Source organism: Sulfuracidifex metallicus DSM 6482 = JCM 9184, assembly GCA_032834875.1.
Taxonomy (GTDB): domain Archaea; phylum Thermoproteota; class Thermoprotei_A; order Sulfolobales; family Sulfolobaceae; genus Sulfuracidifex; species Sulfuracidifex metallicus.
In genome coordinates, this window is record CP135238.1 from 71612 (window position 1) to 85139 (window position 13528).

Here is a 13528-nt window from a genome sequence, read left to right on the forward strand (position 1 = left end):
AAAGATTTATACAATGTCATATCTCTACTTGATATTTTTACAGGATATTTTTTATGTTAGATCTGATTAAAGTATATATAATCAATCTATAACTCCAGTGTCTTGTGCTATTTTTTCAGCTGACCTCCAAGTCAAACCCCTATCTCCTAGGATAGTGTATCTTTCAGGCCTTATGGAATGTGCAATCGTAAGTGCCTTCAATACCATCTCATCTGGTATTCCAAGATCTCTGGCTCTGACAGGGAAACCTACTGACATAAGAGACTTCTTTATTCTCTTCCATCTTAAGCCATGGAGGTAAGCCATCATAATGGTTCCAATTCCGACCAATTCTCCGTGTAGCGCAACGTCAGGTTTCATAATTTCTATTGCATGAGCAAATAGATGCTCTGATCCGCTTGCAGGTCTTGTGCTGCCAGCCATTCCCATGGCAACTCCGCTAGTTATAAGAGCTTCCATAAGGATTCTAACTCCCGCCTCAACATCTTTTTCGATAATCTTGGTGCACATAAGTGCATGTTTAGCGGACATTAAAGCTAAAGACGCAGTATAGTCTCCGTAATATTCTCCTCTAAGTTTTGAAGCCAACTTCCAGTCCTTTACTGCGACGATCTTGCCTACCGTATCTCCTATTCCGGCATTTATTAAGCGTCTAGGAGCAGAGCTTATGACTCCTATATCTGAAACTATAGCTACTGGTTCTTTTGCTTTTACAGAAACTGCCTTTCCTAGACCCTTTATTGAAGCGAAAGGCGAGGTAATTCCATCATGAGATGGTGCAGTAGGTATACTTACAAATTCAGAATTTACTTTGTATGCTGCGTATTTAGCTACATCTATGCTTTTACCTCCTCCTATACCGACTATTACCTTCGCACCTATCTTCTTTGCTGCCTCTTCTGTTGCATAAACGTAATCCAATGTAGCATCTTTTACTGTAATTATTTCGTACTCTTTATTTTGAGGTATGCTTTCTAGTACCCTCTTTGTTACCAATTCTCCAACAAATGGTCCTGTTACGAATAAGTAAGGTGAACCTAAATTAAGTTGAGTGAAATAGGTGTTTATCTCTTCTAAGATATTATTTCCGATGTAGACTTTTCTAGGCAAGTTAATTATATGTTCCTTCAGATCCATGTTTCACATTTAAAGGAAGATTTTAAATATTAAAAGTTACAGATGAGAAAGGAGAGCAATTCTACTTCTTAGCAGTTGGTGAATAACTTGGCATCAAGCAGTAGAATAAAGATAATATCAACTATATATGAAGGATTGAAAGAGCTTGACATCTCGAGGATCGAGTTTGAAGGTCCCGAGATAGCTCTTTATGTAAAAAAACCGTCTCTGGCTCAGGATAAAATAGATCTAGTAAAGAAAATAGCGAAAGAACTAAAGAAGAGGCTAGTTATTAAGGCAGATCCTTCAGTAAGGAAAAGCAAAGAAGAAACAATGGAGATAATTAAGAATGAAGTACCGCAAGAGGCTCAGATATCCGACATAAAATTCGACGATGATTTAGGAGAGGTCATGATTAAGGCAAAGAAACCGGGACTGGTTATAGGAAAAGGAGGCTCAATTCAGCAAAGGATATTTGCAAATACGTTTTGGAGAGCTGTTATAATACGAGAACCTCCTATCAAGTCAAGAATATTGGATAATATAATGGAGCATCTTTACAGTGAAACTGAGTATCGTTCCGATATTCTCCACTCGTTCGGAGAAAGGATTCATAGGGAGTTATTATTTAAGGATAGATATGTAAGAATAACTGCGCTTGGCGGTTTTTTGGAAGTTGGTAGATCAACTGTATTAGTAGAAACCCCAGAAAGTAAGGTTCTTCTGGACGTAGGTCTCAATCCTAGTGTTAACTTCGGTGAAAGATTATATCCTAAACTGGATATAGAACAAGTCGATCTGGAAGAGATCGACGCGGTGGTCATAACTCATGCCCATATGGATCACAGCGGAATGATTCCTTTTCTGTTTAAATATGGCTATGAAGGGCCTGTGTATACAACTTCTCCAACTAGAGATATAATGGCGTTAATGCAATTAGATGGGCTTGATATAGCAGAGAAAGAAGGTAGACCCGCTCCTTATTCTGCAAAAGAAGTTAGGAAAGAGCTTTTGCATACTATAACATTAGATTACGAGGAAGTCACAGATATAGCTCCAGACATACGTCTTACATTTTATAATGCAGGGCATATTCTAGGGTCAGCGATGGCACATCTTCATATAGGAGATGGAACTCATAATATAGTTTACTCTGGAGATTTTAAGTACGCAAAAACTAGACTTCTTGATAGGGCTAACTCGGATTTCCCCAAAGTTGATACATTAATCATGGAAACGACCTACGGTGTACAAGAACAGACTGACAGAGAAGAGTCGGAAAAAGAGTTAATGGATGTAATAAATAAAACGTTGAATGGTGGAGGAAGGGTTCTAATACCAGTTTTGGCAGTAGGCAGGGGACAAGAAATTATGTTGATAATAAATTACATGATGAAGAACAAACTAATCCAACAAGCTCCTATTTACGTTACAGGTCTTGTGGACGAAGTTACTGCGATACACAACGCATATCCAGAAATGCTAAGCAGAGAAGTGAAGGAAGAAATTCTTTATAAAGATGAGAATCCTTTCACCTCAGAGTTCTTTAAAAGAATAGATGGATTTAAGGAAGATATAGCAAACGGCGAGCCTTCAATAATAATAGCTACTTCAGGTATGCTTAATGGAGGACCAGCTGTAGAGTTCTTTAAAGCTATGGCTCCTAATCCTAAGAATGCACTTATATTTGTCAGTTATCAAGCACAGGGTACTCTAGGAAGGAAAGTTAGAGATGGAGCTCCGGAGGTAAATATAGTAAACAGGGACGGTCGTATAGAAAATATAAAGGTGAATATGGAGAAGTTTATAATAGACGGTTTTTCAGGTCATTCGGATAGGAGGCAACTTCTATCGTTCTTGAGGAACATTAATCCTCGTCCTAGAAATGTTATTCTTAACCATGGAGAAGCTGATTCCATATATAAGTTTGGAAGTCTCATTCGTTCTGATAGAGCCAAGCTCGGATACAGACCTAACGTATATACGCCTAGCATTTTAGACAGTCTTAGGGTAGCTTAATTTTTAATATGGATATGTTCATTCTACTAATGCTGGGCCCGTAGTCTAGTGGTTAGGACGCCGCCCTGACACGGCGGTGATCCCGAGTTCAAATCTCGGCGGGCCCACTCGTATAATCGGTCTTATCCTTTATCAAGAAACTCTTTTTGTTTAGCCCTCTTTTTAAACCAATGTATGGTTATTCCATTTATTGTATGATAATTTTTATTTTATTAATATTAATTAAAATATTTAAATAATATTATAATATAGAGATTTAAAGAAATATAATTAAATCATTAAAAATAACTTTTAAAGATAGTTAAGATATGAAAAACAAAATGAGATTTATATCTGATTATTTTTGCAATATATTGAATACAGTGTTGAGATTTTATAAATACAATATGTAAAAGGTGGTGGGTCCGCGGGGGTTCGGACCCCGGACCACCCGGTTATGAGCCGGGCGCTCTACCTGGCTGAGCTACGGGCCCACGGAACATAATTAACTTCTCATCTTTTTTAAAAGTTACGCTATAGTTTGACTTACTATAGGTGAGATTCTTCTATTGTAATAATTAATATTGAGTTTCATTTAGATTATTAGATATATTTATTTTTTAAAATTTATAAATATATTACTAGAAGTCAACTGTGGCTGGTAACTTTTTATTAAATATTAATAAAGTAAGGATATATGGAAAAAGTATTTTCTGGTCGATATGTGAATCTAGGCAGTCTAGCACAAGAGATAAACTCTATTTTTATTAGTGAAGGCTGGGAATCAATAGTTCAGACTATGTCGCCAATGATGCCACAAGGCGGATCTCAGTATGCCGACTACATGATAAGGGCAACTAAGAAAGGACATATGCACCATGTGGAGGAAGTCATAGTTAGAATAGCAGGAGTTCCAAATGATTTCAGACTAATTATAGAAGAGGAACATATTGGAGCTTTAGGCAGGGAGTTAATGGAAAGGAAACTAATTAAAACTATAGATAAAGAAATAAATGATGGATTATTTGATATGCCAATGATACCTCAACAGATTTCAGTTCCGCAGCCTCAATCAAATCAAGTTAGGTGCTCTCAATGTGGAGCAGTAAATTCGGCTGGATCTAGGTTCTGTAGTTCATGTGGAGCTAAGTTGATGTGATTGTTGAGAAAATTTTTTTATAGTTGTTGGGTATATCACTTTTAGTCCCGCTGTAGCTCAGCCTGGTAGAGCGCCCGGCTGTAGATGGAAGGGCTGTAGAAACCGGGTGGTCCGGGGTTCAAGCCCCCGCGGCGGGACTTTACAGATTAATTTTTAAGTTGACTGTGCATTCAACTCACTTAGGTGTATATTTTTGGCGGAAACGGCTCATAAAGTATTGGCGGAGTCTCTAAATAATGTAGTCCTAGTTAAACTTAAGGGAGATAAGAAAGTGAGAGGTACGCTGAAAAGCTATGATCAGCATATGAATCTAGTCCTTTCCGATTCTGAAGAGATTCAGCCAGACGGCAGCGGAAGAAAATTAGGTACAATGGTAATTAGAGGAGATAATGTAATACTTATTTCTCCACTTCAGTGATGAGAAATGAAGGGTACTCCATCTTTTGGAAAAATGAATAGAGGTGCCTCCCATATTAGATGCAGGAGGTGTGGAAGAAATTCGTATAATCCTCAGAAACACTATTGCTCTGCATGTGGCTTTGGAAAAAGTAAGAGAATAAGAAGATACAGCTGGCAGAACAAAAAGGTTAATGGAATAAGGTTAGTTTAATGATGAGTTGGCATTGGCTAATAGAATGGCAAACTCCATATGAATTCCATGGTCATGAAATTAAGAAGGTCTTAGCAGAGGAAAAAAGCGAATACCAATCTGTAATGCTGGTAGAATTTACTAGATTTGGGAAAGGATTAGTTATAGACGGCAAAGTACAGTCTACTATATACGATGAATACATTTATCATGAAAGTTTAGTTCACCCTATAGGCATTTCATTAGATCCTTCACCAAAAACTGCATTAATATTAGGAGGGGGTGAAGGTGCTACATTAAGGGAAGTACTCAAGTATAACAGCATAGAAAGAGCTGTTATGGTAGATTTAGATGGAAAAGTAATTGAATTTGCGAAAAGGGAATTGAAGGAATGGCATAGAGATTCATTCGAAGATAAGAGAACGGAACTCATAATAGGTGATGGTTTAGATTATGTTAAAAACACGAAAGACAAATTTGACCTGATAGTCTTAGATCTTACTGATCCACTCAAGGGCTCTACATCATATAAATTATATACAAAGGAATTTTATTTGAGCTTGAAGAATATACTAAATAAACGTGGAGGAATAGTAACGCAAGCTACTTCTCCATCATTTTCTGCAGAAGTCTACTCTACAATCTACACTACTCTAAAGCAAGTATTTAACAAGGTCTCAGCCTCGTATACTTATATAGCCTCTTTTGATGGACTTTGGGGATTTGTATACGCTTCAGACGATGCCGATCCATCCTCTATGTCTAAAGCTGAAGTTGAGAACAGAATAAAATCTAGAATAAAAGGAGAGCTAAGATGGTACGACGTAGATACGCACACTGCCCTTTTCTCGTTGCCGAAAAATATAAGGAAATGTATAGAAAATAATACTAGAATATCAACAGAGGAAAACCCAATATATGTACCTGCATAAGTTTTAATTAAGGAGAAATATAGATTAATATGCCGGGATGCCCGAGCGGTTAAGGGGGTAGGCTCGAGACCATCCAGCGTGAAAGGCAAGCGACCTACTGCCTCTACGAGGCACACGGGTTCAAATCCCGTTCCCGGCGTTATCTTTTTATTTTTTGTAAAGCAGAGTTATGAGGAGCGGGGGTGCCCGAGTTAGGCCAAAGGGGATAGGTTCAGGCCCTATTGGCGAAGGCCTGCGTGGGTCCAAATCCCACCCCCCGCATTTCCTTTTACTGCAGTCCAGTTACCTAAGCGATTCTCTGCCTACTTTATTGTTTTTCCCACTAGTTTCAACTGGCCACATAATTTTATATGCACGATCCTTTCTTAGTTTCAGTATATTAAAAATAAGACAAATTTAAGCATTATTCATTCTGGAGTATTGAATATCTTCTAGATCTAATAGAATATAAATCTCAAATATAATATTATACTCTAGTTTAATTATGTTAAATGACATCATTTTATACTTAAATTTATTATATAAGCATTTCATTTCAGTCAAGATAGGTAAAAATAAGCTAACCAGTTCAAAACAAATAAAAGGAAATGCGGGGGGTGGGATTTGGACCCACGCAGGCCTTCGCCAGCGGATCACTTATGAGGCGCATCTTAAGTCCGCCCCCTTTGACCAGACTCGGGAACCCCCGCTTAATCTAAAATTGCCATATATTCCCTTAAATGCTTTTCCAAAAATCTTAATTGGGAGTTACCATCACCATATCAAGGGAAAAATTATGGTTAAACACTCCAAGGGTTACAGAACTAGAACGAGGAAACTTCTGAAGAAGAATATTAAGGAAAAGGGCTCGATACCACCACTTAGCAAAATAATGAGAAAATACTCTGAAGGGGAATATGTTTCTATAAAGATAAATCCATCATTTCATTACGGAATGCCTCATCGTAGGTATCATGGAAAGGTAGGAAAGGTAGTAGGAAAACGTGGAAGAGCATATGAAATAAAAGTTAATCTTGGTGATAAAGAAAAGCTTATTATAGTTAGGCCAGAACATTTAGAAAAATTCAAAGGAACCTCTTGAGGTGTAACTTTTTTGTCTTCAAGAGTAGTTGAGGAACATTATGTTCCATATTCTGTAGCCAAAAAGTTGCTCTCACAAGTAATGGAAAATTCTCAAGATACATCCAATTTACTTCAAAAGACTATGAATTATTTAATCCGTGTAGATAAATGTGAGGCAGAAGAAGCAGAAATTTTGATGCAAGAGCTATCTGATGTCGTTGAGCGTGAGGACATAAGGGCAATAATTTCGAGCATATGTCCTATTTCTATCGATGAAATGAGGAGTATATTAGCTATAGAAACCGGTAAGACTTATTCTACAGAGGAAGTTGAGAAAATAATAGAGTTAGTTAAGAAGCACTTAAAGAGTTGAGTTTTTACTTTTAAAATTCGCTTCTCTAATTGGGTACTTAAAATTGCAGAGAAGAAGACATTATAGGGAAGGTCCTAAGGACGATATAGTATATGTTCTCGATTACATGAGAGAAGGTAATCCTTTAGACAGACATAAGTTTCATTCTAACAAGCCTCTAATTCAAGCTGTGGGAAGAGATTTCTTTACCTTATGTGAGATTGTAGTCCAAGATACAAGTAAAGATATCCAATTAGAGCAGAGGATCGACCTTAAGGAGGAAACCGGTATTATGTTCGATGTTAATATAACTTATGAAGACCTTACATCAGTAGCTAGGGATTCCCTAAAGAGGGTTCTTTATACAATTCTAACTGAAAAAGAAAATGAAATAATAAAATTCTTTAATAATGCAGGTCCACTAACATTAAAATTACACTCTCTTGAGCTCATCCCTTCAATCGGTAAAAAGACGCTACGAATGCTATTAGAGGAACGGCGAAAGAAACCATTTGAGAATTATAAGGACCTAGAAAGTCGAACATCAATAAAAGATGTCAAAAACTTAATAGTTGAAAGAATAATAAATGAAATGAAAGGCGAAGAGAAGTATTATCTCTTTGTATATCCTAGTGCTCTCCTTTCAGAAGAAAATAAAAGGAGCCCGGATCAACAAGTCAGATACGTGGGATATCTTGAAAAAAAGGTAAGATAAAGCAATCTCAGGTATTCCTTTCATCCGAGTTCTTTCTAAGACGTTTCGTTTCATACATCTCCTTTCAAAGACCTTTGATAGAGGTAGGTTGTGGAGATGGTAGAATTTCAAAGTTCATAAATCCAGATTTATGTATAGAAATAGATGAAGAGTTTAAAGCACAATTGAAAAAATACAATCTAGTGATATCAGATGCGTCATATCTTCCTGCATTAAGAGGAGAGATAGTTGCCTCTTTACCATATTATATAACGCGCGACTTCATGCATCAACTTTCAGAACTGGATGTAGGCAAGGCAACGCTAATACTTCAGAAAGACTTTATAGATAAAATTCTAAATTATACTAATAGTATTTCTCTTATACTAAATTATTATTTCATAATAGAAAGAAAGGAAGTGATACCACCTAATGCATTCTCGCCTGTTCCTAAAGTTTACTCCGTAATAGTATTATTTAATAGGCAAAGAAGATATGACGAAAATATCTCTAATATTTTAGAATGTATAGGGAATTATAGGAATAAGACCTTAAGGAGAGCCGCATCCCTATGTAATTTAGAATCACAGTCAGAAATTCATGTAGGTGAGTTCAAGCCTTGGCAGGTACGTCAGTTATTGAGTTTAATAAAATCAAAATATGCGTAAACGATCAAGTTTACGAGCCTGCCGAGGATACTGAATTGATGTTTGAGATAATTAATGCGGAGAAAAACGAGAAGGTATTAGAAGTGGGTCCTGGAACTGGTATAATTTCAGTTTCGTTGGCGTTGAAAGGAGCTGAAGTTACTGCAATTGATATCAATCCTTATGCTTCTGAAGCTACGCTATGTACGGCAAAAATAAATAAAGTACAAATTAATATAATAAATGGTGATTTATTATCACCCATAAGACCTTTCGTTTTCGACGTTGCGGTTTTTAACCCACCCTATCTGCCATTTGAGGAGTATGACAGTTGGATAGGTTATAGTTGGTCTGGAGGTAAAAGCGGAGCAGAATCTCTAATTAAATTTCTATCTGAAGTGAAGGCTTCTAGAATTTACACTCTTTATTCCTCATTGTCAGACGAGGACGCTATTCTTGCTGAGTTGAAAAACATTGGCCTTTGTATCAAGACTAAACGTGAAAAACAAATAGGATTGGAAACACTCTTCGGTATAGAGCTAGTGAAATGCTTAGGGTAATAGTTGTAGAACCAGAAGGCGATTATAACCTTGGTTTCATCGCTCGCCTATGTAAGAACTTCAAGGTAGATGAGTTAGTTATAGTTAATCCAATTGCAAGTATAGAGAATGCTAAACCTTTTGCCGCTAAAGGTATAGATTTCCTAGAGAATAAAACTAGAGTCGTTTTCTCTTATAATGAAGCATTGAAAGATTTAGATCTAACCATAGCAACATCAAGTATAGCTGACATAGAAAAGGATATGTTGAGGAGATCTATAAAACCTTGGGAAATTCACGATTTCATTTTAAACGTAAAAAATGCAGGCATAATCTTTGGAAGGGAAAGCGTGGGTCTTACGCGAGAAGAAATAATGAAGGCAGATTTATTGTTGCATATCCCAGCAAATCCAGAATATCCAGTTCTTAATCTATCTCATGCAATTGGAATAGTACTTTATGAAATCTATAATCACGGAAAAAGAGGTACTAGTGGACCTCCTATAAATGGAAAGTATGTGAAGCTTATTGATAGATATGTGAGGACAATCTATGAACTCGTTAAGCCTTCAGACGAAAGTATAGAAATGTATGTTGCAATGAGACGAACTTTAGTCGGAGGTATTAGAGATAATGAGCAAGCTAGAGCTGTGGTCCATTTCCTGAGAAAACTTTATGTTACTCTAGTATATAGTGGTGAAGATAAATAGGGGAATGAAATGTCTTCGAAGGGAACAGCAGTCAAAGATAAATGGAAAATGAAAAAATGGTTCACACTCATAGCTCCTAAAATGTTTGGAGAGGTTCCTCTTGGATCTACGCCAGCTTCAGATTCTGGCTACGTACCTAAGAGGAAAGTTGAAACTACACTTTATGATCTAACTGGTGACTTTAGCTTAGTTCATATACACGTTTACTTCCAAGCTGCTACAGTAAATGGAGATAAGGTTTTCACTAGATTTTATGGGCATGAGTTGTCCAGGGACTATACTAGGTCTCTAATAAGAAGGAAAAGTTCCAAAATAAATGCCATAGTAGATGTAACCACAAAAGACGGATATCAAATGAGAATCAAAAGTCTGGCACTAACTACATATAAATGCCATCGTTCTCAGATGAGCGAGATAAGGAAAATAATGGCAGATTTGATAGTCAAAGAAGCCTCAGAGATGACCTTTGACGATTTAGTGCAAGCTGTAGTATTTGGTAAAATGTCAAATGATTTATTTGAAGCTAGTAAGAAGATATATCCGTTGAGGAAGGTTGAGATAGAGAAAACGAAACTCCTTAAAGTGCCAGAAAAGCAACCTCTATTAAATGAAAGCGTTACTCCTAGCAGCGGGTAAAGGAGAAAGACTTCAGCCTATAACTGAGACTAGGTCTAAACCTCTAGTTCCAATTTTAGATAAACCTTTACTCTTATGGCATTTGGAGAACCTAGAGAGAGTCGTAGATAAAATTTACATTGTCATAAGAAAGGAGGACAGGGAGACTATTTCTTCTTTAGTAAATGGACACAAAGTTTCTATAATTGAACAGAAGGAGGGAGTCGGAGGTACAGGGACAGCATTTTCATCTGCATTATCTATTCTTAACGGGGATAATTTCTTATTAATTTATGGGGATATTTTTTATGATTTTTCTCTTCTTTCTCAGATAGTTAGTTATCAAGATAATATTATTGTAGGTAAAGAGGTAGGAAATCCTAGAGATTTCGGAGTTCTTAAAATGAGCAATAATTATCTAGATGGAATAATAGAAAAACCAGATTCACCTCCTTCTAATTTGATAAACGCTGGAATATATAAGCTATCTTCAGATATAGCGACTTTTGTAGATAAAGTGAAGATATCATCAAGAGGGGAGATCGAGTTTACTGATATTATAAACGTAGCAATTAAGGAAAACTACAAAGTTAATGTCATAACATACAAAGGATTTTGGATCGATATAGGTAAACCTTGGCATTTGCTAGAGGCGAACAATTTTGCTCTTAGCCTTGCAAATCCTAACATTAAGGGAGAAATTGAAGAAGATGTTAGGATCAAGGGTAAAGTAATAGTAGAGGAAGGCGCATTAATAAAATCTGGTTCCTATATCGAAGGACCAGCATACATAGGAAAAGGAGCCACTGTAGGTCCAAACACTTACCTTAGAGAAGGTACCGTTTTAGGCAAAAATACGAAAGCAGGTTCAGCTGTAGAGATAAAAAATTCTATAGTCATGGAAGATTCTAAAATACCTCACTTAAGTTACGTTGGAGATAGCGTAATATGTGAGGACGTTAATTTAGGTGCAGGAACCCTAGTTGCAAACCTTAGATTTGACGAGAATCATGTTAAAATGAGAATAAAAGGAAAGCTAGAAGACTCTGGCAGGAAAAAGTTAGGTACAGTAATAGGTGGTCATTCAAGAATAGGGATTAACGTTACTATTCTGCCTGGAGTAAAAATAGGCTCTTATGCTAGAATATATCCTGGTGCAGTGGTAAACAGAGACGTAAACAAAGGAGAATTCTTTAGGACTTAGCCGTGGTTGAAACGATTTTTATTACGTCATTTGTTTTTAATTTATAATCTTCACTTACCCTCATCTTCTTTCTAGCATCTATAGCGAAGAGAAATCCCTTAGCTAGTTCTGTATGAATTTCGCCTGCTAGATCCTTAGGAGTAGATCCATTTTTTATGAGTAAGGCATCAGGGAGAATATTTCCGTTTTTATCTGTAAGTTTCTTTTCGTCCTCAACAGGATAAACCACTATCATCCCAAGTCCCTCAAAAACAGCCATATTTATAGCGTCTTGAACTCCAGTGGAACCATAAACATCCAAGACTTTAGACTTTATGAACTCAAGAGCTTCCTTCTGTTTTTGATTTAAGGTACCTTTTATTTCAAAATTATTCTCACCAGGTATATACTTTATTATGTCAGCTTTTGCAGCTTTCCTTAGAGCTAGTTCTGAATTAGCGCTTACTGGGACAACCATTTTATATTTTTCTTTCAATTTTTTAATATTCTCTTTAGATATTGGTATATCTGACTTATTTGCAGCTATAACTATCGGTTTTGATATCTGTCTCAATGTTTTACTAAATCTTCTTAGATCTTCTTCAGTCCATTGCATTAGTTTTGTACTTTCTAGGTTGGAAACTTTTAGGGCTTCAATTATCTGTAATTTATTTATTGAAAGTCCAGACAACTTGGCTAGAAGCGATTCTACATAATCTTTACCTGCTAGATCAGCTGTCCTAGCAAATTTGCTCCAATCTTTATTAATAATTGAAAAGAACCACTCATCCATCTCTTTTTCTATGAAAGCGATATCCTCTTCAGGATCTCTAGTACCAGGCTCAATTGGCATACCTTCCTCATTTGTAGATCCACTTGCATCTATTACATGTATTAGAACGTCAGCTTTTCTTAAATCATCCAGGAATTTGTTTCCTAACCCTCTACCTTCATGGGCACCTGGAATTAGTCCTGCTACATCTACAATCTTTACTGGAATGAATCTGTAGTCTTCTATACATATTGAATTTCTAGGATTGCATTTTACTCCGAATTCTATGTGAACACATTTTGATTTAACGTATCCCATTCCCACGTTTGGATCAATAGTAACGAAAGGTCTATTGGCTATTTCAGCTTCTGCCATAGTTGAAGCTGAAAAGAACGTACTTTTCCCAACGTTGGTTTTCCCGATTAGACCAATAGTTATCATTAAAGAGTGGATTAGAGGACACATTTATTAAGTAGATGTGACGAACTTTTCAAGTAGAATCAAACATGGCTACGTCGTTTTACAGTTTCATAGAAGAAACATGGCAAAAGGAGGAATGGCAGAAACAAGTTGTAAAACCTAGGCTGATAGAATGGAGGAGACAGCCATCTATAATGAGGATAGAACATCCAACTAGGCTAAATAGAGCTAGAGCTTTAGGTTACAAGGCTAAGCAAGGCTTTGTTGTAGTACGAGTTAAAGTTAGAAGGGGAGGATCCAATAAAATTAGACCTAATTCAGGAAGAAGACCTAAGAGAATGGGTGTATATGGCTATTCTCCATCTAAGGGCTACAGATGGATAGCAGAAGAGAAAGTAGCTAGAAAATATCCTAATCTAGAAATCTTAGGAAGTTACATGGTTGCGAAGGACGCTTTATATAAATATTATGAAGTGATTGCAGTAGATCCTAACCACCCAGTGATAAAATCGGATCTAAACCTTTCTTGGCTAAGTAATCCCTCTAATAGGGGCAGAGTATTCAGAGGGCTCACCTCAGCAGGTAAGAAAGCTAGGGGACTTAGAAAAGCTAGAGGTATAAGCGGAACCGTCAATTATAAGTGGAAGAGGAAGCAGATTGAGCGCGAACAAAGAAAGAGGCATGAAGGTACCAAGTTCAATAGAATACAGCGCTTTGAGAAGATACCTGGAAAGTGAGGA

16 protein-coding genes and 6 tRNA genes are annotated in these 13528 nt (G+C 36.7%); 18 read left to right on the plus strand and 4 right to left on the minus strand.

From position 1 onward, the window contains the following. Positions 1–81: 81 nt before the first annotated feature. Positions 82–1137 carry an NAD(P)-dependent glycerol-1-phosphate dehydrogenase gene (locus RQ359_RS00430; RefSeq protein ID WP_054838823.1) on the minus strand — a complete coding sequence of 352 codons (1056 nt, stop codon included), beginning with the start codon at positions 1135–1137 and terminating at the stop codon, positions 82–84. A gap of 78 nt (positions 1138–1215) precedes the next feature. Here RQ359_RS00430 and RQ359_RS00435 point away from each other — a divergent pair, with 78 nt between their 5' ends. After that, positions 1216–3135 (plus strand): beta-CASP ribonuclease aCPSF1, encoded by a 1920-nt coding sequence (locus RQ359_RS00435; RefSeq protein ID WP_338116956.1) that lies wholly within the window; start codon positions 1216–1218, stop codon positions 3133–3135. A gap of 34 nt (positions 3136–3169) precedes the next feature. Beyond that, positions 3170–3242: transfer RNA gene (locus RQ359_RS00440), tRNA-Val, on the plus strand. Between the two features lie 289 nt (positions 3243–3531). Here the strand turns inward: RQ359_RS00440 and RQ359_RS00445 are convergent. Next, positions 3532–3608: transfer RNA gene (locus RQ359_RS00445), tRNA-Ile, on the minus strand. A gap of 203 nt (positions 3609–3811) precedes the next feature. Here RQ359_RS00445 and RQ359_RS00450 point away from each other — a divergent pair. From RQ359_RS00450 to RQ359_RS00480, 7 genes are all read left to right on the plus strand, one after another. Further along, positions 3812–4273, plus strand: coding sequence for a zinc-ribbon domain-containing protein (locus tag RQ359_RS00450; RefSeq protein ID WP_156016326.1), 462 nt, complete (start codon positions 3812–3814; stop codon positions 4271–4273). Positions 4274–4319: 46 nt separating this feature from the next. Next, positions 4320–4410 (plus strand) — tRNA-Tyr (locus RQ359_RS00455). Positions 4411–4466: 56 nt separating this feature from the next. After that, positions 4467–4691 carry an LSM domain-containing protein gene (locus RQ359_RS00460; RefSeq protein ID WP_054838660.1) on the plus strand — a complete coding sequence of 75 codons (225 nt, stop codon included), beginning with the start codon at positions 4467–4469 and terminating at the stop codon, positions 4689–4691. A 6-nt stretch (positions 4692–4697) separates the two neighbouring features. Next, complete coding sequence (locus RQ359_RS00465) at positions 4698–4883, plus strand: 50S ribosomal protein L37e (RefSeq protein ID WP_084739562.1); 186 nt, start codon at positions 4698–4700, stop codon at positions 4881–4883. Then, the gene (gene speE, locus RQ359_RS00470) at positions 4883–5794 is read left to right on the plus strand and encodes a polyamine aminopropyltransferase (RefSeq protein ID WP_156016325.1); all 912 of its coding nucleotides are present in this window, start codon (positions 4883–4885) and stop codon (positions 5792–5794) included. Before RQ359_RS00465 ends, speE begins: the two co-directional genes overlap by 1 nt. A gap of 31 nt (positions 5795–5825) precedes the next feature. After that, positions 5826–5933: transfer RNA gene (locus RQ359_RS00475), tRNA-Ser, on the plus strand. A gap of 37 nt (positions 5934–5970) precedes the next feature. Further along, positions 5971–6055 (plus strand) — tRNA-Leu (locus tag RQ359_RS00480). A 327-nt stretch (positions 6056–6382) separates the two neighbouring features. Here RQ359_RS00480 and RQ359_RS00485 read toward each other — a convergent pair. After that, positions 6383–6483 (minus strand) — tRNA-Leu (locus RQ359_RS00485). An 86-nt stretch (positions 6484–6569) separates the two neighbouring features. On the opposite strand from RQ359_RS00485, the gene RQ359_RS00490 reads away from it, so the two are divergent. From RQ359_RS00490 to spn, 8 genes are read left to right on the plus strand one after another with little or no spacing between them, the layout of a single operon-like run. Continuing rightward, positions 6570–6875, plus strand: a complete 306-nt coding sequence (locus RQ359_RS00490) for a 50S ribosomal protein L21e (RefSeq protein WP_054838659.1) — start codon at positions 6570–6572, stop codon at positions 6873–6875. Between the two features lie 12 nt (positions 6876–6887). Beyond that, positions 6888–7229 (plus strand): Rpb4 family DNA-directed RNA polymerase subunit, encoded by a 342-nt coding sequence (locus tag RQ359_RS00495; protein WP_054838658.1) that lies wholly within the window; start codon positions 6888–6890, stop codon positions 7227–7229. 43 nt (positions 7230–7272) lie between these two features. Next, on the plus strand, positions 7273–7923 hold the full coding sequence (locus RQ359_RS00500; protein WP_156016324.1) for a DUF655 domain-containing protein: 651 nt from the start codon (positions 7273–7275) through the stop codon (positions 7921–7923). Then, positions 7920–8570, plus strand: coding sequence for a 16S ribosomal RNA methyltransferase A (locus RQ359_RS00505; protein WP_083476984.1), 651 nt, complete (start codon positions 7920–7922; stop codon positions 8568–8570). Before RQ359_RS00500 ends, RQ359_RS00505 begins: the two co-directional genes overlap by 4 nt. Next, complete coding sequence (locus RQ359_RS00510; protein ID WP_156016323.1) at positions 8522–9109, plus strand: HemK2/MTQ2 family protein methyltransferase; 588 nt, start codon at positions 8522–8524, stop codon at positions 9107–9109. Before RQ359_RS00505 ends, RQ359_RS00510 begins: the two co-directional genes overlap by 49 nt. Then, positions 9097–9798, plus strand: a complete 702-nt coding sequence (trmJ, locus tag RQ359_RS00515; RefSeq protein WP_054838656.1) for a tRNA (cytidine-2'-O-)-methyltransferase TrmJ — start codon at positions 9097–9099, stop codon at positions 9796–9798. The genes RQ359_RS00510 and trmJ overlap by 13 nt, the downstream gene beginning before the upstream one ends. Before the next feature lie 9 nt (positions 9799–9807). Further along, complete coding sequence (locus RQ359_RS00520; protein ID WP_054838655.1) at positions 9808–10434, plus strand: 30S ribosomal protein S3ae; 627 nt, start codon at positions 9808–9810, stop codon at positions 10432–10434. Further along, the gene (gene spn / locus RQ359_RS00525; protein WP_156016322.1) at positions 10406–11617 is read left to right on the plus strand and encodes a bifunctional sugar-1-phosphate nucleotidylyltransferase/acetyltransferase; all 1212 of its coding nucleotides are present in this window, start codon (positions 10406–10408) and stop codon (positions 11615–11617) included. Before RQ359_RS00520 ends, spn begins: the two co-directional genes overlap by 29 nt. Here the strand turns inward: spn and RQ359_RS00530 are convergent. Then, entirely contained in the window at positions 11607–12809 is a 1203-nt protein-coding gene (locus tag RQ359_RS00530; protein WP_156016321.1) for a redox-regulated ATPase YchF, read from the minus strand. The two genes, spn and RQ359_RS00530, sit on opposite strands and share 11 nt — an antisense overlap. A gap of 65 nt (positions 12810–12874) precedes the next feature. Between RQ359_RS00530 and RQ359_RS00535 the strand changes: the two genes are divergently transcribed. Next, positions 12875–13525, plus strand: a complete 651-nt coding sequence (locus RQ359_RS00535) for a 50S ribosomal protein L15e (protein ID WP_054838654.1) — start codon at positions 12875–12877, stop codon at positions 13523–13525. Positions 13526–13528: the final 3 nt, after the last annotated feature.

What these genes read in the sequence shown, in the direction of transcription:
- RQ359_RS00430 (WP_054838823.1), bottom strand. Translation starts at nt 1,137, where the DNA reads ATGGATCTGAAGGAACATATAATTAACTTGCCTAGAAAAGTCTACATC.
- RQ359_RS00450 (WP_156016326.1), top strand. Translation starts at nt 3,812, where the DNA reads ATGGAAAAAGTATTTTCTGGTCGATATGTGAATCTAGGCAGTCTAGCA.
- RQ359_RS00465 (WP_084739562.1), top strand. Translation starts at nt 4,698, where the DNA reads ATGAAGGGTACTCCATCTTTTGGAAAAATGAATAGAGGTGCCTCCCAT.
- speE (WP_156016325.1), top strand. Translation starts at nt 4,883, where the DNA reads ATGATGAGTTGGCATTGGCTAATAGAATGGCAAACTCCATATGAATTC.
- RQ359_RS00490 (WP_054838659.1), top strand. Translation starts at nt 6,570, where the DNA reads ATGGTTAAACACTCCAAGGGTTACAGAACTAGAACGAGGAAACTTCTG.
- trmJ (WP_054838656.1), top strand. Translation starts at nt 9,097, where the DNA reads ATGCTTAGGGTAATAGTTGTAGAACCAGAAGGCGATTATAACCTTGGT.
- RQ359_RS00520 (WP_054838655.1), top strand. Translation starts at nt 9,808, where the DNA reads ATGTCTTCGAAGGGAACAGCAGTCAAAGATAAATGGAAAATGAAAAAA.
- spn (WP_156016322.1), top strand. Translation starts at nt 10,406, where the DNA reads ATGAAAGCGTTACTCCTAGCAGCGGGTAAAGGAGAAAGACTTCAGCCT.
- RQ359_RS00530 (WP_156016321.1), bottom strand. Translation starts at nt 12,809, where the DNA reads ATGATAACTATTGGTCTAATCGGGAAAACCAACGTTGGGAAAAGTACG.
- RQ359_RS00535 (WP_054838654.1), top strand. Translation starts at nt 12,875, where the DNA reads ATGGCTACGTCGTTTTACAGTTTCATAGAAGAAACATGGCAAAAGGAG.